The organism is Paenibacillus sp. MER 99-2 (genome assembly GCF_023714095.1).
In the GTDB taxonomy this organism is placed as follows: domain Bacteria; phylum Bacillota; class Bacilli; order Paenibacillales; family Paenibacillaceae; genus Paenibacillus.
The window spans coordinates 478,864-499,649 of record NZ_JAMAUZ010000001.1 but is presented as its reverse complement, the minus strand read 5'-3'; the positions used below and the strand labels follow the sequence as shown (position 1 = coordinate 499,649).

Genomic DNA, 20,786 nt, shown 5'->3' with positions numbered 1-20,786 from the left:
AGAGGTTGAATTCCCGTGGTACCACCCTAGTTAGCGGACGAACGTGCTTCGTCATCCACTCCCTTTGAACCTGTAACGGCGGTTAACCGATGCGGATTTCCATTCCTGCAACCACCGAATAGACTTCGGTTAAGTATCGGATGGTGTAATCACCGCATTTCTCCAAGGCGAGTTCATGAAATACTGTCAATCGGCTTGCACCAACCGCCGACTCTCTGTCATGTACAGAATTCACTACTGATCCTTATCATCGAAATATGTATACAATATCGGAAACATTATATAAAAAAGTACCGCCAAAGTCAATGACAGACCTCAGCCTAACCGAAAACGTTCAATGCTTTCTTCCAGATTATGAATCGTCCACTGAATATGTTTATGATCATCAAACTGCCGGTATGCACATTCGATCCGAAGTAATAGATCAAAGTACAGATCATATAACCCTCTTCTGCTTCGTTCACTTGGTGTTGTAATGGATCTACCATATCCCTTCAAAAACCCAGGTGTGTAATTAAAGTGACTAAAATAATGCTCCATCAATGGATCCGCCCAGAGTGAACGCTCAAAGTCAATAATGGCGGTAATACGGCCTTTCTCCACCAGTACATTGCCATCCCATAGATCCCAGCTAATAAATGCAGGTTCTAGAACATCATTGAGGACATCTGCTCTTGCCAGAATTAAATGCTCCAACTCCTCATAGGACATCGAAAACGTAATTCCTGCCTTTTGCCCATCGATTAATACATCATCCATTAGCTGCAAGAAAGCTTCTTTCCATGTGGAATAACGTTGTCGTCCCGATGAGAAATAACCAAAATGTTCTCCTGTGATTTTGTTCAGTCTTCGATTGTAACGCCCTAGCTCTTCCTCAATCGCTTCCTGTTCTTCAATGCTATAGTGCTCTTTCACTTGGTTATACGGCTTGCCTGTCATATGCTCCATAATAAAATATTCTGAAGGCGCAAGGGTTAGTGAATCATCATAAGCAAGTACACGAGGAACAGGCAGAGCCGTTAGCTCCGACACAAGACGCAGTGCCTCAACTTCAGTATTCATTAACCCTTGTTCACAACGCATCAGATTGGATTTATCCGTAGGAGCAATTTTGAGTACTACCGTCTGTCCATCTTTTAAAACGATCCGGTAAGCCTGGTTCGCCCAGCCTTCATTCATTTCCTGATATTCAGATAGCTCACGATTTAAAATCTGAGTTGCTATTCGCTCTAGCTGTTCCGAAGTTAGCTTTGTTTTATATTTACTTTCCACCCCATAATCACCTGACCTTCTATAGTTCGTCACATTAACCACTCAAAAGAAAACGCTTTCCATCAGTGTTATTATGGCTCCCCCACACTTAACTGGCAATAGCTTAGATCACAATCCAGACTATCCTACTCATCTGATATTGAACAAAATAAAAAAAATGCCCTTACACTAATGCAAGGGCGATAAGCGATAAACAAGATCATTATTTAATAGCTACATAGAACAGACGCTGCGCGCCTTCTCCTGCTTCTTGCCATTCAAAATCTGCGTACACGCTGACATCGCGGAATCCCGCCTTCCGTAACTCTAGCTTCATCCACTCCGGATCGTATGCACGCTGCACATGCACCTCTTCGAATCTCTGATAGAGATCCTTACCACCTTCATCAACACGCGAGAAAATGCTGAGATGATGTTCGATCTCACAACGTTCCGAGTCTAACGCACTTGTCCAGATATAAGATATCGAGCGTTCATCCAGTACAAACGGCTGTTCTTCCTCATATCGGATAAATGTATTGGGATGATGCACATCGAACAGGAATGTTCCTCCAGGCTTCATCATTTCATAGGTTCGTTGGAAGGTGCGAATGACATCCTCTTGCTCTAGCAAATAGTTAATACAGTCACAAAATGATATAACCGAGTCTACAGGCTCAGGCACTCTCCATTCGCACATATCCTGCTGTACCCACCGTACACTGCCTTCACGGTACAAGCGATGACCTTGGGGTGTAGCTTCCATCTTGCTACGAGCCACGGATAACATATCAGCCGACAGATCAATGCCCGTCACCTCGAACCCTGAGTTAACCAAAGGAATCGTAATCGAACCTGTACCACAACCAAGTTCAGCTACGCTTTTGGGCATACCGTGGCGCTCCCAAGCTGTTCTCGCGAACCTTATCCAGTCCGGATAAGGCATATCTTCCATTAATTCATCGTAAACATAGGCAAATTTACGGTAAGACATGTCAGGCACCGCACTTTCAATTCATTTTATTATATAACTCAAAAATATTTACACTTGCCACTCCGATGACAGAACAACCTTCCGATCGCTGTTATCCCCAGATTTTTTTGATTCCCTTTTCCAAAGGGAAAATCCGGGGATAAAGGCGAACGCTTCGCTTCTTCACGTTATTTCTGTCTTCTCCGTTCTCGTGTAAAGAATTAGTTGAACTTATATAAATTTGTTATAAACGAAAAAGCAGGGGCGTCCGGAGTTCACCCAGCCTTGCCCTGCTTTTACATTGGATTCACAAGAGTCCTCGTTTAGCTTTAGTTTAACGTTACTAGTTCTTGTCCGAATCTGGAGCAGAAGCTTGTGAAGCAGCTTCAGTCAGGTATGTCCAGTTTTCTTTCTGGGTCACCAGTCCATCCTTCATCAGTTTACCTAACGCACGTTTGAAGGCGGATTTGCTGATGCCAAAACGCTGTTTGATAATATCCGGTGGCGTTGCATCCGAATACGGCATACCACCTGTTGGACGCTCCTTCATGAACGCGAGCAGCTTATCAGCATCCTCGTTCCTGCCTACCTCTTTGCGAAGAGACGTCGCCAGGTTCACACGTCCATCCTCACGAACCAGCGTTACCCGGCATTTCACCTTCTCACCAAGACGCAGCAAGTGGGTACGCTCGGAGGAATGGATCATACCAATGGCTCCGAACCCAAGTACGCCACCTTCTACAAGTACAAAAGTACCCATTTGCAATGGCTTGTACACCGTCGCTTCAACCCATTCATTAAGCCATGATGTCGGTGCATGGAAGGCTAACGGTGCAAGTTCACGCTCTCCAGCCAATTTCGCACGAAGACGACCTTGTTTATCATGCTCCATGATAACAAAAACCTCGTCCCCAACATGTGGACGCAGCTCTTCTAATTCAGGCAATTCACGGATTGGAAGCAGCAGTTGCCGACCCAAGCCCATTTCTAGAAAACAACCGAGCCGTGGATGTACGTCAGCCACAACAAGTCGTGCCATTTCACCAAGGGTGAGGTAAGGCTTCTTCATTGTCGCAGCAAGGCGATCTTCCGTATCGAAAAAGATAAAGACTTCCAGCGTCTCATCGATTTTGATATCACGTGTCAGCTCCGTATAGTGAAGCAGTACATCTTCCGTTCCAGTCGTCAAAAAGTAGCCAAACGGAGATACTTCACGTTCAACCCGCAAAGAGACAACAGTTCCTGCAATCAAACTCATACCGTCTCCACCACTTTAGCATCCGACCACAAACGTTCGATGTTGTAATATTCGCGCTCGTCGCGGTGGAAGATATGAACAACCACGTCTCCCAGATCCATCAGAACCCAGCGTGCAGAATCCATACCCTCAATCCCTTTAATCGTTACACCTGCAGCATGCGCCTGTTTACGAATCTCTGTAGCAATAGACTGTACCTGTGTATCCGAGTTACCGTGACAGATTACAAAATAGTCCGCTACCAGTGAAATTCCCACCAGATCCAGTGCTACAATGTTGGATGCCTTTTTATCGTCTGCGGCTGTAACCGCCATATTCATAAGTTCTTTCGATGATAATGTCATGAACCAACCTCCATAATTTATAATTGTGTAATCAGATCATTCCGAGCAAACATGGTTAACGGGTAGATCACTCGTCGTTGTGACAACAACAAGCTAATGGTTGAGTCAAAACCAGCAATTAACCCTTCTTCCAAACTGTGCTCAGCCTGTTCGCGAATCCGATCCACACCCGGGAAGTCTCTTCCCGGTTCGATATAATCCGCAAGACATACCACCTTATCCAGTAGGCTCATGCCCACTTTCCCAGAAGTATGCCAGCGAATAGCATTAATGATCTCCAGATCATCGATTCCGTAATCTCGCTGTGCCACAAATGCACCGACCTCTGAGTGCCAGAGCTGTTTGTCATGCTGCAACAATTCTTTGTTCAGTTCATTGTCACGGATGACTGCTTCCATCTCTGATACTGGCCAGTACTTGGCAACATCGTGCAATATAGCAGCCAGATCCGCCTTCATAGGATCTGCACCGTATTTTTCAGCCAAATATACGGCAGATTGCATCACGCCAAGTGTATGCTTCCAGCGTTTCTCCGGCATTTGACCCGAAACGGCTTGAATGAGTTCCTCACGGCTTAGTGCCATATAAACCGCTCCTTACAATATATTCATGAACTGCAGCAGGAATCATGAAGCGTACCGATTGTCCCTTGGCAAGACGTTTACGTACGGCCGTGGATGATATATCTACGAGCGGCATCTCTGCCATCAAGACTTTGTCTTGCAGCTCATCGGGTAAGTCGTCCAGATGTAGCTGAAAACCGGGTCTGCCTACTCCGATAAAGGTCAAGCGTGCTGCAAGCTCCTCGATCTGCTCCCATTTGGGTAGATAGTTCACCATATCTGCACCAATGATAAAATAAAAATCATGCTCTGGATAACGATTCCATAGCTCCTTCATCGTGTCGATCGTATACGATACGCCACCAAGCTCCATCTCAATATCCAGCACCTCATATTGCTGTACATCTTGGATCGCCGCTTCCGTCATATCGAGACGTTGCTGCCCAGAAGCCCCGGCTCCACGCTTGTGTGGTGGAACATGGGAGGGCATGAACCAGATTTCATCCAGTGCATGGGAATCCCTCGCAGCTTCGGCGGCCAACAGATGTCCCATATGGATTGGATCGAACGTCCCACCCATGATACCAATCTTCATGATGTCACCGTCCTAAGGAAGTTCGATTTGTTTGTTGTCGCGTGATTCCTTATACAGGACAATTGTACTGCCAATCACTTGAACGAGCTCGCTGCCTGTCTCACGAGCAAGCTCTGTCGCGATTTCGTTTTTATCATCAAGATTGTTGTTCAGAATTTGAACCTTCATCAACTCGCGTTTCTCAATTGCATCTTCAATGTGACGGTACAAATGCTCGTTCGTGCCACCTTTACCGATCTGAAACACTGGGGTTAAATGATGTGCTTGTGAACGCAAAAAGCGTTTTTGTTTACCTGTTAACATGAATACTCCATACTCCTTATGCTCAGCACGCCCGTAACAGAAGGATCTCTGTCAGGCTTGGCTGTTCCATTATATTTTAATGTTATAACTTTATGATTCCCTTAACCTTGCTTGTTACTTATCGAAGCTGTCTAGTACCGCTTGTCTCATGGTGTCCACAGGAGCCTGAATACCGAACCAATGCTCAAAAGCCACCGCGCCCTGATATACAAACATCCCCAGACCACCATGCACTGTACAACCACGTAAGCGTGATTCACGCAGCAGACGTGTCTCCAATGGATTATAGATGAGATCACTTACGGCTGCATCTGCACGAATCAGTGCAGGATCAACCGGAACATCATCCACATGGGGATGCATACCAGCAGCCGTTGTATTGATGACAATATCAGCAGAAGCAAGTACAACCGCCGCTTCTTCCATTCCACTGCCTCTAATCTCACCTAACCCATGTGCTCGCAGATCCGAAGCGAGTTCAATGGCTCGCTCGGCTGTACGGTTCAATATGTGAATACGGTCAGGCTTTTCTAGAGCCAGCGCATATATGACACCTCTAGCAGCTCCACCTGCCCCCAGTACAGCAATCCGTTTGCCTGCTAGGTCAGGCACAGCTTCTTCCTTAAGTGACCGCACATAACCAATGCCATCCGTATTATAGCCTATCAGCTTTCCGTCCATATTGACAATGGTATTGACTGCACCAATCAACCTTGCACTCTCATCGATCTCATCCAGATAAGACATAACTTGTTCCTTATGAGGTATGGTGACATTCACACCACGATACCCCAAAGCAACGATGCCTCTAATCGCAGCCTGCAATTGTTCTGGATGAACATGAAGAGGCATATAGATCCCATTCAGTCCTGCCGCCTTTAGTGCCGCATTATGCATAGCCGGAGATTTGGAATGAGCAATAGGATCACCCATAACGCCCAGCAACACTGGAAGTGAAGAAGTTATTTTCTTTTGTTCAGACAATGTGTCCGCCTCCGATCTGATGAAAATGTTACTGATCTGGTTAGACTGACTTGATTAGATCAGAGAAGGACGGACAAGTACCCGGATACCTTTAGGGACATGAACAGCCACGAGAGCCCCATTGTCCCCGTTCACTTTAACCCAGCCTAGACCGGAGATAAAGATATCGGACTGACTTCCACGTTTGATGCGGAATTCATGACGCGTCCATTCTGGCATCTCTGATGCACCTTCACGTGTTGGCGGGGTGAGCAATTCTCCTAGATGATCACGGTACAATTCATCCGCGCGTTCTAACTTCGTCCGGTGGATATTCAGCGCCGTGCTGATAAAACATGTGAAGGACTGGCGATCCCCTTCTACAAAGTCGAAACGAGCCATACCGCCAAAGAACAGCGCTTGACCTGCATTTAATTGATAAACGGCAGGTTTAAGCGGCTTGTCCGGCATAATCGCAGCCAAGTCTTTGCGAGATACGATCTCACTGAAACGCCATGGATATACGATCCCTGGGGTATCAATAATGAATTTCCCATCTTCCAATGGAATGTTCACCATATCCAGCGTTGTTCCCGGATAACGGGATGTTGTGAGTTCCTGCTCCAGATCGCTGTAGTCACGAATCAATCGGTTAATCAACGTAGATTTACCCACATTGGTTCCCCCGACCACATAAACGTCACGATCTTCACGATAGGTGCTTACCAGTTCAAGGAGACGATCGAAGCCCTGGTTTTGCTTAGCGCTCACGAGCAGCACGTCGACAGTGCGCAATCCCTGCTCCTTAGCCTGCTTCTGTACCCAGTTGCGAACCTTGTTCCAGTTTGTTACTTTAGGTAGCAAGTCCGTTTTGTTCACTACAAGTAGAACCGGATTGTTACCGACAAAACGTTGTAGGCCAGAGATCACACTACCATCAAAGTCAAACAGATCAACGATATGGATGACAAGTGCATCCTTATCCCCGATTTGGCTCAGTAGTGCTAGGAACTCGTCTTGGTCAACGGTTACAGACGATGATTCATTATAATTTTTGATACGGAAACAACGCTGGCATATTACAGGTTCACGATCCAACGCTTTCTCAGGAATAAAACCCGGTTTATCCTGGTCTTCTGTTTGCAGATGCACGCCGCATCCACTGCATCTTACGGCAAGATTGCCGTTATGCGTGTCTGTCATTTCTTATTTTCCTCCTCAAGCCATAAGCCTTTCTTGCGCAAACTAGTTAGAGCAATCCGTTCCACTCGCCGATTGAAGCGCGTCATGAATCCTTCATCGCCGATGGAGATGGGCAATACCAGCACGGTATGAAGCCCTAGCCGGTTACCTCCATATACATCAGTCAACATCTGATCGCCTACCACAATCGTTTTGTCTGGCGTTAGCTCCATCATTTTCATTGCTTTACGAAACGGTGTATTCGATGGTTTGCGTGCACTGTGCACAAACTGGATATCCAGTGGCGTAGCAAACAAGGATACACGATTCAAATTATTATTGGACACAATCATTAGTTTGAAGCCTGCCTCTTTCACACGCGCAAACCATTCGATCAGTTCAGGCGTTGCATCAGGCGCTTTGGCTCCAACAAGCGTATTGTCGAGATCAGTTATTATTCCGCGATAGCCTTGAGCGTACAGCTCTTCCAGATTAATGTCAAAAACCGTGTCTACTCGCAGCTTGGGCATTAACATTTTAAACAATCAAGTCACCTCAGTTTCATACGACACACTATATCACAAATCTGTCTTTCCTGAAAATGCATACAACGCTTGATGCGCTAGAAAAAAGGAAAAACGGGACGGGCAATAATTATGCCCGTTCCGCTTTGAGTTCCTTCCGTAGCTTCAAGGCCGTCTCATACACTGCCTTCCAATCATCCGCCGTTACAGATGCTGGACTATAACGCGTGCGCTCAAACCATGCTAACAATTCTTGAAGCGTGGCCGCAGATGCGGGCACAGTTTGGCTCCAGCGGTTTACTGATTCACGCAATGTTTCATCCCCACTGCGGGTTAAACCTTTGCGTTTCACATAACGAATCCAACGCTCTGTTTCAGCTACAACCTTCTGCTCCGGAGTAAGTGGCTCGCCTGTTCGCAAACGAAGCAACAGGAAGCGAAGAGAGAAGCGGTTCCGCCAGAACATGTAGGCAACCCACGCAACAAGAATCGCTACAGCAACCCAGATGACGAATGTTGGAATGCCGGATGCTGCCTGCTCGGATACAGGTGTCTGTTCTTCTTCTTGCACTGGTTCTTCTTCCGGCTGTTCTTCAGGTTCATCAACCGGTTGCACATCAGGTGCCTCTGTTAACAAAGGCATATCAAATCCTGGTGTAGCTTCAACTGGAATCCATCCATACTCACCAAAGTAAATCTCAGCCCAAGAGTGAGCATCTGCATTGGTTACTGTATAGGTAGTCTCGATCTCAGAACCAGGCTGACGAGGTGCCTGCATGTCTGAGTTGAGAGACAGTTGACCTGGTGCGTAACCTTTAACCCAGCGAGCTGGAATACCTTCAGAACGCGCCATCATTACTAGAGCTGTGGAGAAGTAGTCACAGTAACCTTCCATAACATCGAATAGAAACCCTTCGACAAAGTCACTGCTCACTTTCCGGGATAAATCCGGATTATTGGTGTATTCAAAATTGGTTTGTAAATAGTTTTGCAGTAATGCTACTTTTTCATACGGAGTATTTGCAGAAGCCGTAATTTCGTTCGCCAGCTCCGTGACTCGATCCGGGAAACGGGACGGCATCTGTAAGTACATATCGTCAGCTGGATTACTTCCGTACAGATCGTCAAAAGATTTGGTACGAAGCTCATCCTCTACAACCACTGGCGCTTCCGATACAACCGTATATGTCTTAGGATACTGAGGTTGTTGACGATTTGTCGTCAGCAGCAATTCAGCTTGCTCTGGATTCCAGAGCATTCGATTAGACTCCGTCTGTCCATCAATGGAAGTGACTTCTGCAATGGAGTACGCTCCAAACATAATCGGATAAACCGTATCATTCAGCATCGTTACTTTTTGCGTCACTTGTTTCGTATTCCCACTACCTGCATCATCATTCTGCAATGTTTCGCCAGGCTGCACCTCTTCCGTCGAGGCTCGTCTGCTATCATCCCAGCCTGTTCCGGTGTACTCTTCACGAGTCTCACCACGCCAGTAGCTGCGTTCATTAGTCTGTACAGACATCACAGGTGTGTAGTCAAAGTTAAAGCCACCACCGAGCTGATTATCTTCACGACTATATCCAGACTCGGTTGAATTCGGAATATCAAGTGTTCCATTGCCAGCCTGACTTGCTGACGTTCCAGTATAGTTACGCCATGCTGTATACGGATCTGTCAACGTCGGCGGTACTTCCGGCATGTTCACACTTGCTACAATAATAAGTGAAAAAATGATGGCGATATTAGCAATGATTTTGTAAGGATACCGGATGAGTCGCTTCCAGCCTTGTGGATAGTAAACCTGAAAGTTGCGGAAGTGCTGACATACTAACCAGCCCATACCTGCAAACATCACCCAAGCAACCTCAGTCCATAAAGAAATCTGGGTGAAGGAATCCAGAATGCCCATGGATATTATATTAATACCCAAGAAAACCAGTATTCGCCGGGTTGTGTTCACCAAGCGTAACGCAGCTTCCAGCATGACCCATGCACATAGGGAAAACCAGATATATGGATTAGAGTGAAAGATAAATTGCTCCACCCGTTCCGTAAACGTACCATAAGGAATATACACGGAGTAATCAATTAAGGTTTTATGCAAAATATAAATAAGAACAATGGCTTTAATAATCGTGCGATAGATAAGCTTAAAAGGCAAAATCACTTCAAGTACGCTCATAGCTGCCAGCGTCCACAGTACCAAAGAGGTCGTCTCGTTGTACCAAGATTCCTCGGTGAACGACAACCACTGCATTGCAATCAGGAAGATCCACAGCAGTGATGCAGCCTGATACCACGATCTCTTGCCAGGTGCTAGTTGTTTGCCTGTTGTATTCATGCGGAACCTCCCCCCATAACCGTTGGAAGCTCCTGAAGATGGGCAACCGTGAAGGATCTTGTGCCTCTACCACGCAGCATGGCAGACCACTCTGCGCTCTGACGAGAGCTTTGAGGATCAATCAGGACATGGCAAGGTGTCATCCCCCGGGTATCTGCCCATCTCAACAATTCTAATACCTTCTCATCCTTCTGAGGTGAAATCAAAACGAAATAAGCTCCTTGCGGCAACTGACGCCCAAGCTTCTCTACACCCGGAAGCAAGCGACGATCCTGCCCGTTGGATTGCACGTCCACCAAGTGATGCATCATCTTCTGACGGTCAATGAGACTTTCGCTAGGTGCGAGGAATGTATGCTTATCAGACAAGGTCATCAATCCCATCCCCATCCGCTCTCTAGAACCATATTCCAATAAAGATGCTGCAGTGGACACCGCTAATTCAAATGTTTCACTCTGTTCATAGCTGGCTGCGAGTGCATCGATAACCAGAACGGTTTTGGGCACAGATTCGTGCTCAAACTCCTTCGATTTCCATGAACCGGTCTTCGCTGTGGCATTCCAATGAATACGAGAGAGACGATCCCCGTAGACATAGTCGCGGACACCATTAATCTGGGTTGTTTCTCGGCGTGAACGTGTCTGTGCTGTCTGCGGTCCAGATAATCGTGACTTTCGATCATATAACTGCCAGTACGGGATAAACACAGTTCGTGGTAACACTCGAAATTCGCCTTTGGCCTTAAACGTTCCGCGATGCTCAATCAGTCCGAAGATATCTTCACTCGAACATTCCGTTTCGGAAAAAACATATTTTCCACGTTCTAGCGGCGGTGTCTGAAACGATAGCTCACCAACACCCCTCATATTGGGAATTAGGCTCTCACGGAATGACCATGATTCACCGTTATGGCGATGCAACATCTCACGTACGACCACATATGGAAGTGGCAAAAATCCTGGAATGTTCACTCGAAGCTGAACTTGAACCTGATCACCTGCATGCAGCAATTCTTCATGATCCTGCCCTGATGACAGTGCCCTAGCCCCCCTAGCTCGTCTTACACCACTAAAACCAGCAATAGCAAGGTACAGACAGAGCAGGGTTACCATTGATAATAACATGATGGATGTCTTGCCACCTTGAAACAGAACATACGCAAGGCAGCACATCCACACCGCCGCGATGCTCCAAACGCGGGGGTGTCGTATCCCTCTTTTGACAGTACTCAAAAGCGGCTTCATAAACTATTGCCCCATAGAGACAGGCACACGCACCTGCTGGAGTACAGAGCTCAGAACAGCTTCAGAACTCATGCTGTCCAGTCTCGCCTCAGGACGAAGTACAATCCGATGAGAAATAACATATGGTGCCATTGTCTTCACGTCATCAGGCAGTACATAGTCCCGTTCCTGTAGGAAGGCGAAGGCTTTTACCGCAGACATAAATGAAATAGCCGCCCGCGGGCTGGCACCAAGCAATACGGATGGATGGGAGCGTGTGGTACGAACAACATCCAGCAAATAATCCATCACTGGATCGCCAATGAAAACTTCCTTGATCTCCTGCTGGATAGCAGAGATTTGATCCATATGAGTCACCGACTCAAGCCGGTCAACCGGTTGACCCGACTGATGCTGCTTCAGCAATATTTTCTCGATATCCTTATCTGGATATCCAAGGCTTATTTTCAACATAAACCGGTCGAGCTGTGCCTCCGGCAATGTATATGTTCCTTCAAAATCAATCGGGTTCTGCGTAGCACAGAGCATAAACGGATGTGGCAGATCGTACGTATCCCCGTCGACCGTTACACTGCGTTCTTCCATAACTTCCAGCAATGCCGATTGAGTCTTCGTTGTAGCTCGGTTAATCTCGTCTGCCAGCAAAATGTTGGTCATGACTGGACCTGGACGGAAGTAGAAGCGCTCATCACGTGGATGGAACACGGATACACCCGTAATATCACTCGGTAAGATATCTGGATTACATTGAATACGTCGGTATTCGCCGCGCATGGATTTGGATAAGGCCTTGATCAATTGTGTCTTGCCTGTTCCCGGTACGTCTTCAATTAAAACGTGGCCGCCTGCAAGCAAAGCTGTGAGCAAAAGTTGAATTTCAAAGGATTTCCCCATTATGCAAGATTCTAGATTAGAACGGACTGCTGAAATGATTTGGATCGACTCTTTGCGCACAGGCATATGTCTAACCTCCTAAAAAAGCATACAGATTTCCTTATATTGTACATGATCCATGGGCGCGAGTACACTCGAAGAGAATCATAATTTGTTTCCAGCCGTCCGATTCACCGCTATTCACGCATGAATACGACAAAAAGAGACCCGGATAAGAGTTATCCGAAGCCTCTTTTGTAATCTTTTTAACTATCTGCCCAAACTTTACCAACGCCACTTCAACGATTACCCTTTTGGACGAACAACAAGTGCCGCAAGAAATGAGAAGATAATCGCTGCGGAAATCCCCGCTGCAGTTAGATCGAAGATACCGGTGATTACGCCAAGCCAGCCCTCTTTCTCCAGTTCGGTTAATGCTCCATGGACTAGAGAATTACCAAAACTCGTAATCGGTATGGACGCACCCGCACCCGCAAATTTCACCAGTGGATCATAGAGACCAAAGGCATCAGCCACAGCACCTGCAACCACCAACGTACTCATCGTATGTGCAGGTGTTAACTTGACCCCATCCATAAGAAGCTGTCCAATGACACAGATCAAGCCGCCAACGATAAATGCCCACAGAAATTGCATTTTTATCCCTCCTTCTCGATGGAAACGGCATGTGCAATACAAGGAATACTCTCGCCCTGCTGGTAAGACAGCGGTGACAATAAAGCTCCCGTAGCTACAACGAGAACACGCTGCAAGTCACCCTTTTGCATTCGGTTTAGAATGTGCCCGTAGGTCACTGATGCGGAACAGCCACACCCACTTCCCCCTGCCACAACCTGAGGCTGTTTCTCACGGTTGTAGATCATTAACCCGCAGTCGTTAAACACCGTTTGTTCCATTGGAATGCCTTCTTTTTGCAAAAGTTCTTTGGTAATCGGTAGCCCTACCGAAGCAAGGTCTCCCGTAACAATGAGATCGTAATAGCCCGGCTCAAGCCCTGTATCACGGAAATGGGAAACCAACGTATCCGCAGCCGCTGGTGCCATAGCTGCTCCCATGTTAAACGGATCTTTAATCCCCAGATCCATAACGCGACCAATCGTTGCATGTGTAATGACAGGCCCTTCGCCTGTTCGCGATACAACTCCGCAGCCTGCACCTGTGACGGTATACTGTGCATAAGGCGGCTTCTGTGACCCGTATTCAGTCGGATAACGGAATTGCTTCTCTACGGTACAGTTGTGACTGACCGTTCCTGCAAGCACATAGTCACCGCCACCTGAATCCACGATAAGAGAAGCCAGCGCCAAACTTTCCATCGAGGTGGAACATGCACCAAATACACCGAGGAAGGGCGCTCCTAGCTTACGAGCCGAGAACGAACTGCTGATAATCTGGTTCATGAGATCACCACCAACGAAGAACTGAAGCTCTTCTTTGGTAATATTCGCATTGATCAATGCCAGTTGAGTCGCTTGCTCTAATAGCTTGCGTTCACCCTTCTCCCATGTCTTCTCGCCGATCTCCAGATTGTCGTATACATAGTCAAAGTCAGATGCGAGCGGCCCTTGTCCTTCGTCAGGCCCAACAACAGCAGCCCTGCCGACAATCCGTGGACGATTTTCAAATTTCCAGGTTTGACGTCCCAGTCGTTTCATAGATGTCCTCCCCCAAATCCGAGGAAGGCATATACGATCCCGATAATAAATGCTGCAACTACACCAAACACGATAACAGAGCCAGCCAGCTTAAACATGTTTGCACCTACACCAAGTACCAAGCCTTCTGCTCTATGCTCCAGTGCCGCAGAACACATCGAGTTGGCAAAGCCTGTAACGGGAACGGCTGTACCTGCCCCTGCCCATTGTGCGATCTTATCGTATACACCAAGACAAGTCAGCACAACCGAAATGAAGATCATCACCGCTACGGTGGGACTTGCCGCTTCCTTTGATGTCATATCAAACCCTGCCATAAAGGCTTCCTGGATAGCCTGTCCAATCAGGCAGACAAATCCGCCGACAAAAAACGCTTTGATACAATTGGTCCAAAGAGGACGCGCAGGCTCATGCTTTTTGGCTACTTTTTTATATTCCTGTTCACTAATGGACAGTGAGGGTGATTTTTTGCTGCTGCCGGTTCCTTTCGTCTGAGCTGGCATTGTACAGAACCTCCTTCGAATGGAATGAGATCGCAAATTCATTCCTGTATGCAATGGTTGGACGTGTGTAATCCTAGATACATTGTTTGTCAATGTTCAAAAGGTTATGTATCCGGCGAAATGCAGCATATGTTTCCAGTGTGTCGAGAATATGAATGACTGTTCTATGCGCCGGATCATGTTCTGTTCATAAGCTACAAACTACACCTACGTTCCATGAAGCTTTTTCATGATTCATTGCTTGAATGTATACAATCATGCTCTTACAAATAAAGCAGGATGATAACGAGAAGAATAAACAAGACGATGAAAAGAACTGCTTCATTACCTTCATCAGGTGGCTTCATCTAGTTGTACGCAACTCCTTCCTATTGCTCAGACGAAAAGAATAAGGCGTGTGGTTCCCACGAGAGGTAAACCATTCCTATCTATGTATTCCTATTCAAACAGCCAATTGGTGGAACAGGGCTTGTGCGGATTTCACACGAACAAGAAGCGAAAATCAACCTCGTTATGCCTGATATACGTGACGTAACCATGGACAATTACGTGCGCAAGGTTCATACTGGTTATGACCGGTGGTTAATAATTGATCCTGACATTGAATTGAACGGATCTCATGTCCAGCAGCCGTTCTGCTGAGACTCGAACTACATAAGAACAGAGGAGTTGTCCACATATGAATGAAAAAACAATGGATATGTTTCGCACACTGACTGAATTCCCTTCTGCTTCGGGCTTTGAACGTGAGCTTCGTGGCTGGATGAAAGAACAGCTATCCGCCTACACGGATGAATTTGTACAGGATCGCTTGGGTAGTCTTTTTGGTGTATTACGCGGGGATGAAACGGGACCTAAAGTCATGGTCGCTGGACATTTTGATGAAGTCGGCTTTATGACGACTGGCATTACAGAAACAGGGATGATTAAATTCCGTCCACTGGGTGGATGGTGGAGTCAAGCAGTATTGTCACAACGACTTCAGATCATCACTCCTGAGCGCCGAATCACTGGGGTTGTTGGCTCGACACCTACACATCTACTGGATGAGTCCCAGCGCAGCAAGCCGGTAGATCTCAATACGATGTATCTGGATATTGGTGCAGATAACCGAGCTGAAGCGGAGTCATGGGGCATCCACCCGGGTATGCAAATTGTACCTATTTGTGAATTCACGCCGATGGCGAATCCGAAAAAAATCATGGCAAAAGCGTGGGATAACCGTTATGGGGTTGGACTCGCACTGGAACTCGTTGAGGCACTTCATAAAGAAAAATTGCCTAATATCTTATATTCGGGAGCAACTGTTCAAGAGGAATTGGGGCTACGCGGCGCACGTACCGCTGCCAATCTCATTGAGCCTGATATCTTCTTCGCACTCGACTGTAGCGCAGCGAATGATATGACAGGCGACAAGCAATCCTTTGGACATATTGGACAAGGAGCATTGCTGCGTATTTTCGACCCAGGCATGTTTACCCATCGCGGCATGGTTGAATATGTGCAGGATACAGCATCCTCCAACCAGATTAAGATGCAATACTTCATCTCACCGGGCGGAACAGATGCAGGACAGGTTCATCTGAGCGGTATTGGTGTGCCTTCCACTGTTATTGGCATCTGCGCTCGTTACATTCATACCTCTTCCTCCATCATCCATACAGATGACTATGATGCAGCGAAAGAATTGATTGTGAAGCTGGTTAAAGGGCTGGATCGCTCTACGATGAATACAATTATTAATAATGCGTAACATCTAAACATACACTCTGTTCCAAGAGATATCCTGACTATGTCGGGATATCTCTTTTTTCGTTATCACGAAAAATGCGTGTTCAAAAGGGTGGTTTTTAGTAACGAAAAGATGGGATGAAGCTAAAAATGGAGTACTGGATCGTAGGCCAAACTACGTGAGAGACTATTGGTTTCCCTCTAATAGATTAGTAGGTCGAACATTATAGAAAATTACACATAAGATACAAGAACGGAAGATGAATCAAACACCAAGCAGCGGGGGAGCTTCTATGGCAGTAAGGAAGAATGGAAAGTCGAATAAGGGCTCCAAAAAAGAGAATGCTGCCAACTCCCTTCTTGGCGGTAATCTTAAAGGAAGAAATCTGGAGCTTATTGTGGCAGCATTATTGGTCAGCGGAAAGCTCAGAGTGGATGCAGTCACGCTGTTTCGTGAAGCTACACTTGTCGTTGAATTGGTCGGGCAATATAAAACGCTGCAACAGATCACTCCATCGAATCAAGACAAACTTGTACAGTTTCTGGATGAGATCGGTGGCGATATGACGTTAAACGATGTTATTCGGGCATTTCAACAAAGAATCAATTCTTAACACAAGAAATGAGGTTGAGATCATGTCTGACTTCGATGGAACTGGATTCGCAGAGCTAATCATCATCGTCATTCTTGTTGTTTTATTCGTATATGGTTCTTCAGATATTGATAGCCTAACAGATGCACCTTCCCAAGGCTGAGTCGGCGGCAGCTCCACCCTAGTATGCAAAACAATATCATCTGTACCCCTATAAACGCCAGTCTGAGCTTCATTGTACAGACTGGCGTTATTGGGATCGTTAGAGAAATAGTGGTGAAAATGCAATCCAGGCAAGTATGAGAGTAAGTACAATGCACACATTCTCAACTACGGCTCCATGCTTAGTTCCCGTACTCATTAGATTCGCACGTATACGCCACTTAAGTGGTGGTAGTGGACGAATTCCCCGATTTGTTAGCGAATCCGCAAGAAGATGTATGCCATAGGCTGTAGCCCCAGCAATCCAAATCTCCGGTTGTTGCTGAGCAGTCGTAGTGTACAGCAGTCCTGCCCACACCGCAGTTCCATAGACTGTATGCGTTAGTCCCCTGTGTGTCAGCGTTGTACATAACATCAACAGGCTACCTGCAATCCAGTTCCAAGGCGCAAATGCATGGCCATAGAAAACCAGTCCCAACCCAATCGCAAACATTAACACTTTACGGAGTGATCGTGAAGGTAAAAAAGATACCATACCAATCAAAATAGCAAGTAACAGATTCCAAGGTTGACTGTGAACATAGAAATACACAAACACCGCCGTTGGTAGCAGAATCGTCTGTAGCAGCCTAATAAGACTGTTGGGCAGAGCCTTTGAAACCAATAGCGAGTTGGGTTCATCGATGTCTGGCAGCAGTGAACCAATCAGCGCCACCGTTACTGCTGGAGCTGTTACAGGCAGGCCTGTAAATTGAAGAACAGACAGCGATACCCCTGTTCCAATAATAAGGTGGGATCTTCCCATCATGATGCCAAAACTTCCTTTCTAAGAAATAGGGAACATAGCTGACCCATTTTGATATTACACCGAATTCAAAATGAGAACAATAGTTCGTATTACCTTATTTATTTTCTGAAAAAAAATTTTAATTCTGTGACCGGGACCACACTTTTTATTTTGTGAGGAGTTTATCGTTATTTGTGAAATTTATCACATTAGATGATGTCAATCGTCTGTATGATTAAAATATAAACCAATAAAAATATTAGTAAATGCGTGTTCAAAAGCGGCGGTTTTCAGTACCAAGAAGATGAGATGAAGATAGAAATGGAGTAGCGGAGCGTAGGCAAAACTACGTGAGCAACGGATATTTCGGCTGAGTCCCATATTCGACGCTGAGATGCCGACAGGCATCCTACGTAATCAAAAGCGCGAACTTTTTGAACAACCACTAGTAATGTACAGTCTATCCAAGGAGGCTTATACACATGAACGGAAATAAAGAAAAACTGGTCGTCATCGGTAACGGCATGGCAGGAATTAGTACAGTTGAGCAGATCTTAAAATTAAGCTCCCGCTTCGATATCACAGTTATTGGCACAGAACCCTACCCTAACTATAACCGCATTATGTTGTCCTATGTGCTGGAGGGCAGCAAAACGTTGGATGATATTGTATTGAACGACCTGCATTGGTATGAAGAATATGGTATCACGCTGCATATGGGCACAACGGTATCCAAAATCGATTCCGATACACGCGAAGTGGTGACTACAGACGGTTCGCGCGTCCCTTATGACAAGATCATCATTGCCACAGGCTCCAATTCCTTTATCCTCCCTGTACCTGGACACGATAAACAGGGCGTTGTTGGATTCCGGGATATCGCCGACTGTAATACGATGCTGGATGCGGCGAAGAATTACAAAAAAGCAGCTGTCATTGGTGGCGGATTGCTCGGTCTAGAAGCGGCAAAAGGACTCGTTCAGCTCGGTATGGAAGTTACCGTAGTTCACTTAATGCAGGATCTCATGGAACGCCAGCTGGATTCCCAAGCTTCTGCGATGTTAAAAGCTGAACTTGAGCGTCAAGGTATTCAATTCAAAATGGGCGCACAGACATCCGAATTGCTTGGCGGCGATCGTGTTGAAGGTATTCGTTTTGCAGATGAATCGGTACTGGATGTTGATTTTGTTGTCATGGCTGTCGGAATCAAACCGAATATTGCTGTTGCTCGCGAGAGTGGCATGGAAATCAACCGAGGCATCATTGTTGACGACTACATGCAAACTTCTCTCGAAAATGTGTATTCCGTCGGAGAATGTACAGAGCATCGCGGTGTGTGTTACGGCCTCGTCGCTCCATTATTCGAACAAGGTATGATTCTGGCTAAACATATATGCGGTGTTGAAACTGCACCTTATGAAGGTTCTGTCGTATCCACGAAATTGAAAATTTCGGGCGTAGATGTATTTTCGACAGGTGAGTTTATTGATGGCCCTGAGCACACCGTTATCTCTCACAAAGACGAATGGAAACGCACGTACAAAAAAATCCTGCTTCGCGATAATGTGATGGTCGGCGCTGTGTTGTTTGGTGACATCACGGATTCAGCGGAGCTGCAAAAACTGATCAAGCAACAGACTGAAATGACCGATGACCTGTACTCTTCACTCATGGGCACAGGCTGCGGCGGACACAAAAAAGCGACATCGGTAGAAACGATGGCTGAGGACGAAATCGTATGTGGTTGTAACGGTGTTACTAAAGGTCATATTATGGACGCCATTACGAATCAAGGATTAACCAGCATCGACGAGATCAAAGCCAGCACGGGTGCAACACGCTCATGCGGTGGCTGTAAGCCAGTCGTTGAACAGATCTTGCAATATGTACTTGGTGATAACTTCACAACCGGTGCCAAACAGGGCATTTGCGGATGTACTTCCCTTAGCCGTGATGAGATCGTAGCGGAGATCAGACAAAAAGGTCTGCAAACGACCAAAGAAGTGATGAACGTATTGGGATGGACTCAGCCTGAGGGTTGCTCGAAATGCCGTCCTGCAATCAACTACTACCTGGGTATGATCGCACCGGATACGCATGAGGATGAGAAGGAATCCCGCTTCGTCAACGAACGGATGAACGCCAATATTCAGAAAGACGGAACCTATACTGTTGTGCCGCGGATGTATGGCGGGGTTACGACACCTGAAGACTTGAAACGTATCGCGGATGTGTCGGTCAAATACGATGTAAAAGCGGTTAAAGTGACTGGAGGACAGCGTCTAGACTTAATTGGTGTCAAAAAAGAAGATTTACCTAAAGTATGGGCTGAGCTCGATATGCCTTCAGGTTATGCTTATGCCAAATCACTTCGTACCGTCAAAACATGTGTAGGATCACAGTTCTGCCGCTTCGGTACACAGGATTCGATGGCAATGGGTGCCCTAATAGAACGCAAATTCGAACGCTTGGATCTACCTGCTAAATTCAAATACGCCGTGAACGGCTGCCCACGTAACTGTGCAGAAGCATGTACGAAAGATATCGGTATCGTTGGTAACGACGGCGGTTGGGAAATATTCATCGGTGGTAACGGCGGGATCAAAGCCAGACTTGCGGACTCCCTCTGCAAAGTGAAAACAGATGAAGAATTGATCGAGCTCTGCGGCGCTATCATGCAACATTACCGGGAGACTGCCAACTACCTCGAACGGACTTCGGAATGGGTAGAACGTGTGGGTCTGGAATCGATACGCGCGGTTGTGGTTGACGATATCCAAGAGCGCAAAGCGCTAATGGAACGGATTGAGTTTGCACTTGGACATGTGGAAGAACCTTGGCAAAAAGCAATTCGAAATGAGCAAGGTGAGAACAAACTATTTCACGGTATTGAAGTAACTGCTCGTCCGTAAGTCAA

At 46.4% G+C, this 20,786-nt stretch carries 20 protein-coding genes and 1 other annotated feature (1 of these 21 running past the window's edge); of the genes, 3 read left to right on the top strand and 17 right to left on the bottom strand.

Going from position 1 to position 20,786, the window contains the following annotated elements; all coding sequences use genetic code 11:
* Nucleotides 1-260 (bottom strand) — a binding site (T-box leader); it reaches 10 nt to the left of the window's first position.
* Between the two features lie 55 nt (nt 261-315).
* The 16 genes from M3636_RS02240 to spoVAC all read right to left on the bottom strand — a co-directional run bounded on the left by M3636_RS02240 (nt 316) and on the right by spoVAC (nt 14,596).
* A complete protein-coding gene (locus M3636_RS02240) occupies nt 316-1,272 on the bottom strand; it encodes a phosphotransferase family protein (RefSeq protein WP_251381179.1) in 957 nt (318 codons plus the stop codon).
* Between the two features lie 202 nt (nt 1,273-1,474).
* The gene (locus M3636_RS02235) at nt 1,475-2,245 is read right to left on the bottom strand and encodes a class I SAM-dependent DNA methyltransferase (RefSeq protein ID WP_128102936.1); all 771 of its coding nucleotides are present in this window, start codon (nt 2,243-2,245) and stop codon (nt 1,475-1,477) included.
* 322 nt (nt 2,246-2,567) lie between these two features.
* Nucleotides 2,568-3,482, bottom strand: coding sequence for a CvfB family protein (locus M3636_RS02230; RefSeq protein WP_251381177.1), 915 nt, complete (start codon nt 3,480-3,482; stop codon nt 2,568-2,570).
* Nucleotides 3,479-3,826, bottom strand: a complete 348-nt coding sequence (rsfS, locus tag M3636_RS02225; RefSeq protein ID WP_056695926.1) for a ribosome silencing factor — start codon at nt 3,824-3,826, stop codon at nt 3,479-3,481. The genes M3636_RS02230 and rsfS overlap by 4 nt, the downstream gene beginning before the upstream one ends.
* 17 nt (nt 3,827-3,843) lie before the next feature.
* On the bottom strand, nt 3,844-4,410 hold the full coding sequence (gene yqeK / locus M3636_RS02220) for a bis(5'-nucleosyl)-tetraphosphatase (symmetrical) YqeK (protein ID WP_128102938.1): 567 nt from the start codon (nt 4,408-4,410) through the stop codon (nt 3,844-3,846).
* On the bottom strand, nt 4,394-4,984 hold the full coding sequence (locus M3636_RS02215; protein ID WP_128102939.1) for a nicotinate-nucleotide adenylyltransferase: 591 nt from the start codon (nt 4,982-4,984) through the stop codon (nt 4,394-4,396). Before M3636_RS02215 ends, yqeK begins: the two co-directional genes overlap by 17 nt.
* Nucleotides 4,985-4,996: 12 nt before the next feature.
* Nucleotides 4,997-5,287 (bottom strand): ribosome assembly RNA-binding protein YhbY, encoded by a 291-nt coding sequence (yhbY, locus tag M3636_RS02210; protein ID WP_128102940.1) that lies wholly within the window; start codon nt 5,285-5,287, stop codon nt 4,997-4,999.
* Between the two features lie 114 nt (nt 5,288-5,401).
* The gene (gene aroE / locus M3636_RS02205) at nt 5,402-6,271 is read right to left on the bottom strand and encodes a shikimate dehydrogenase (RefSeq protein ID WP_251381176.1); all 870 of its coding nucleotides are present in this window, start codon (nt 6,269-6,271) and stop codon (nt 5,402-5,404) included.
* A gap of 54 nt (nt 6,272-6,325) precedes the next feature.
* A complete protein-coding gene (gene yqeH, locus M3636_RS02200) occupies nt 6,326-7,453 on the bottom strand; it encodes a ribosome biogenesis GTPase YqeH (protein WP_145409735.1) in 1,128 nt (375 codons plus the stop codon).
* Nucleotides 7,450-7,977 (bottom strand): YqeG family HAD IIIA-type phosphatase, encoded by a 528-nt coding sequence (locus M3636_RS02195; RefSeq protein ID WP_128102943.1) that lies wholly within the window; start codon nt 7,975-7,977, stop codon nt 7,450-7,452. Before M3636_RS02195 ends, yqeH begins: the two co-directional genes overlap by 4 nt.
* A gap of 109 nt (nt 7,978-8,086) precedes the next feature.
* The gene (locus M3636_RS02190; protein WP_251381175.1) at nt 8,087-10,300 is read right to left on the bottom strand and encodes a transglutaminase TgpA family protein; all 2,214 of its coding nucleotides are present in this window, start codon (nt 10,298-10,300) and stop codon (nt 8,087-8,089) included.
* Nucleotides 10,297-11,544, bottom strand: a complete 1,248-nt coding sequence (locus M3636_RS02185) for a DUF58 domain-containing protein (RefSeq protein ID WP_145409733.1) — start codon at nt 11,542-11,544, stop codon at nt 10,297-10,299. The genes M3636_RS02190 and M3636_RS02185 overlap by 4 nt, the downstream gene beginning before the upstream one ends.
* Before the next feature lie 3 nt (nt 11,545-11,547).
* Nucleotides 11,548-12,504, bottom strand: coding sequence for an AAA family ATPase (locus tag M3636_RS02180; RefSeq protein ID WP_128102945.1), 957 nt, complete (start codon nt 12,502-12,504; stop codon nt 11,548-11,550).
* A 219-nt stretch (nt 12,505-12,723) separates the two neighbouring features.
* Nucleotides 12,724-13,074: a stage V sporulation protein AE gene (gene spoVAE, locus M3636_RS02175; protein WP_056695903.1), complete on the bottom strand. Its 351-nt coding sequence runs from the start codon at nt 13,072-13,074 to the stop codon at nt 12,724-12,726.
* Between the two features lie 2 nt (nt 13,075-13,076).
* On the bottom strand, nt 13,077-14,093 hold the full coding sequence (gene spoVAD / locus M3636_RS02170) for a stage V sporulation protein AD (RefSeq protein ID WP_128102946.1): 1,017 nt from the start codon (nt 14,091-14,093) through the stop codon (nt 13,077-13,079).
* Entirely contained in the window at nt 14,090-14,596 is a 507-nt protein-coding gene (spoVAC, locus tag M3636_RS02165) for a stage V sporulation protein AC (protein ID WP_145409731.1), read from the bottom strand. The genes spoVAD and spoVAC overlap by 4 nt, the downstream gene beginning before the upstream one ends.
* A 679-nt stretch (nt 14,597-15,275) precedes the next feature.
* Here spoVAC and M3636_RS02160 point away from each other — a divergent pair.
* Together M3636_RS02160 and M3636_RS02155 are read left to right on the top strand one after the other, a co-directional pair.
* Entirely contained in the window at nt 15,276-16,349 is a 1,074-nt protein-coding gene (locus tag M3636_RS02160) for a M42 family metallopeptidase (RefSeq protein WP_128102948.1), read from the top strand.
* A 271-nt stretch (nt 16,350-16,620) separates the two neighbouring features.
* On the top strand, nt 16,621-16,941 hold the full coding sequence (locus M3636_RS02155; protein WP_128102949.1) for a hypothetical protein: 321 nt from the start codon (nt 16,621-16,623) through the stop codon (nt 16,939-16,941).
* Nucleotides 16,942-17,182: 241 nt separating this feature from the next.
* Here M3636_RS02155 and M3636_RS02150 read toward each other — a convergent pair whose 3' ends face one another.
* A complete protein-coding gene (locus M3636_RS02150; protein WP_145409730.1) occupies nt 17,183-17,890 on the bottom strand; it encodes a metal-dependent hydrolase in 708 nt (235 codons plus the stop codon).
* A 461-nt stretch (nt 17,891-18,351) separates the two neighbouring features.
* On the opposite strand from M3636_RS02150, the gene nirB reads away from it, so the two are divergent.
* Nucleotides 18,352-20,781 carry a nitrite reductase large subunit NirB gene (gene nirB, locus M3636_RS02145; protein ID WP_251381174.1) on the top strand — a complete coding sequence of 810 codons (2,430 nt, stop codon included), beginning with the start codon at nt 18,352-18,354 and terminating at the stop codon, nt 20,779-20,781.
* Nucleotides 20,782-20,786 lie beyond the last annotated feature (5 nt).

Coding starts and splice junctions, on each gene's coding strand:
- yqeK (WP_128102938.1), bottom strand. CDS start 4,410: ATGGCACTAAGCCGTGAGGAACTCATTCAAGCCGTTTCGGGTCAAATG.
- rsfS (WP_056695926.1), bottom strand. CDS start 3,826: ATGACATTATCATCGAAAGAACTTATGAATATGGCGGTTACAGCCGCA.
- spoVAD (WP_128102946.1), bottom strand. CDS start 14,093: ATGAAACGACTGGGACGTCAAACCTGGAAATTTGAAAATCGTCCACGG.
- M3636_RS02190 (WP_251381175.1), bottom strand. CDS start 10,300: ATGAATACAACAGGCAAACAACTAGCACCTGGCAAGAGATCGTGGTAT.
- M3636_RS02155 (WP_128102949.1), top strand. CDS start 16,621: ATGGCAGTAAGGAAGAATGGAAAGTCGAATAAGGGCTCCAAAAAAGAG.
- yqeH (WP_145409735.1), bottom strand. CDS start 7,453: ATGACAGACACGCATAACGGCAATCTTGCCGTAAGATGCAGTGGATGC.
- spoVAE (WP_056695903.1), bottom strand. CDS start 13,074: ATGCAATTTCTGTGGGCATTTATCGTTGGCGGCTTGATCTGTGTCATT.
- M3636_RS02150 (WP_145409730.1), bottom strand. CDS start 17,890: ATGATGGGAAGATCCCACCTTATTATTGGAACAGGGGTATCGCTGTCT.
- M3636_RS02185 (WP_145409733.1), bottom strand. CDS start 11,544: ATGAAGCCGCTTTTGAGTACTGTCAAAAGAGGGATACGACACCCCCGC.
- M3636_RS02180 (WP_128102945.1), bottom strand. CDS start 12,504: ATGCCTGTGCGCAAAGAGTCGATCCAAATCATTTCAGCAGTCCGTTCT.
- M3636_RS02215 (WP_128102939.1), bottom strand. CDS start 4,984: ATGAAGATTGGTATCATGGGTGGGACGTTCGATCCAATCCATATGGGA.
- M3636_RS02230 (WP_251381177.1), bottom strand. CDS start 3,482: ATGAGTTTGATTGCAGGAACTGTTGTCTCTTTGCGGGTTGAACGTGAA.
- M3636_RS02160 (WP_128102948.1), top strand. CDS start 15,276: ATGAATGAAAAAACAATGGATATGTTTCGCACACTGACTGAATTCCCT.
- nirB (WP_251381174.1), top strand. CDS start 18,352: ATGAACGGAAATAAAGAAAAACTGGTCGTCATCGGTAACGGCATGGCA.
- yhbY (WP_128102940.1), bottom strand. CDS start 5,287: ATGTTAACAGGTAAACAAAAACGCTTTTTGCGTTCACAAGCACATCAT.
- M3636_RS02235 (WP_128102936.1), bottom strand. CDS start 2,245: ATGTCTTACCGTAAATTTGCCTATGTTTACGATGAATTAATGGAAGAT.
- spoVAC (WP_145409731.1), bottom strand. CDS start 14,596: ATGCCAGCTCAGACGAAAGGAACCGGCAGCAGCAAAAAATCACCCTCA.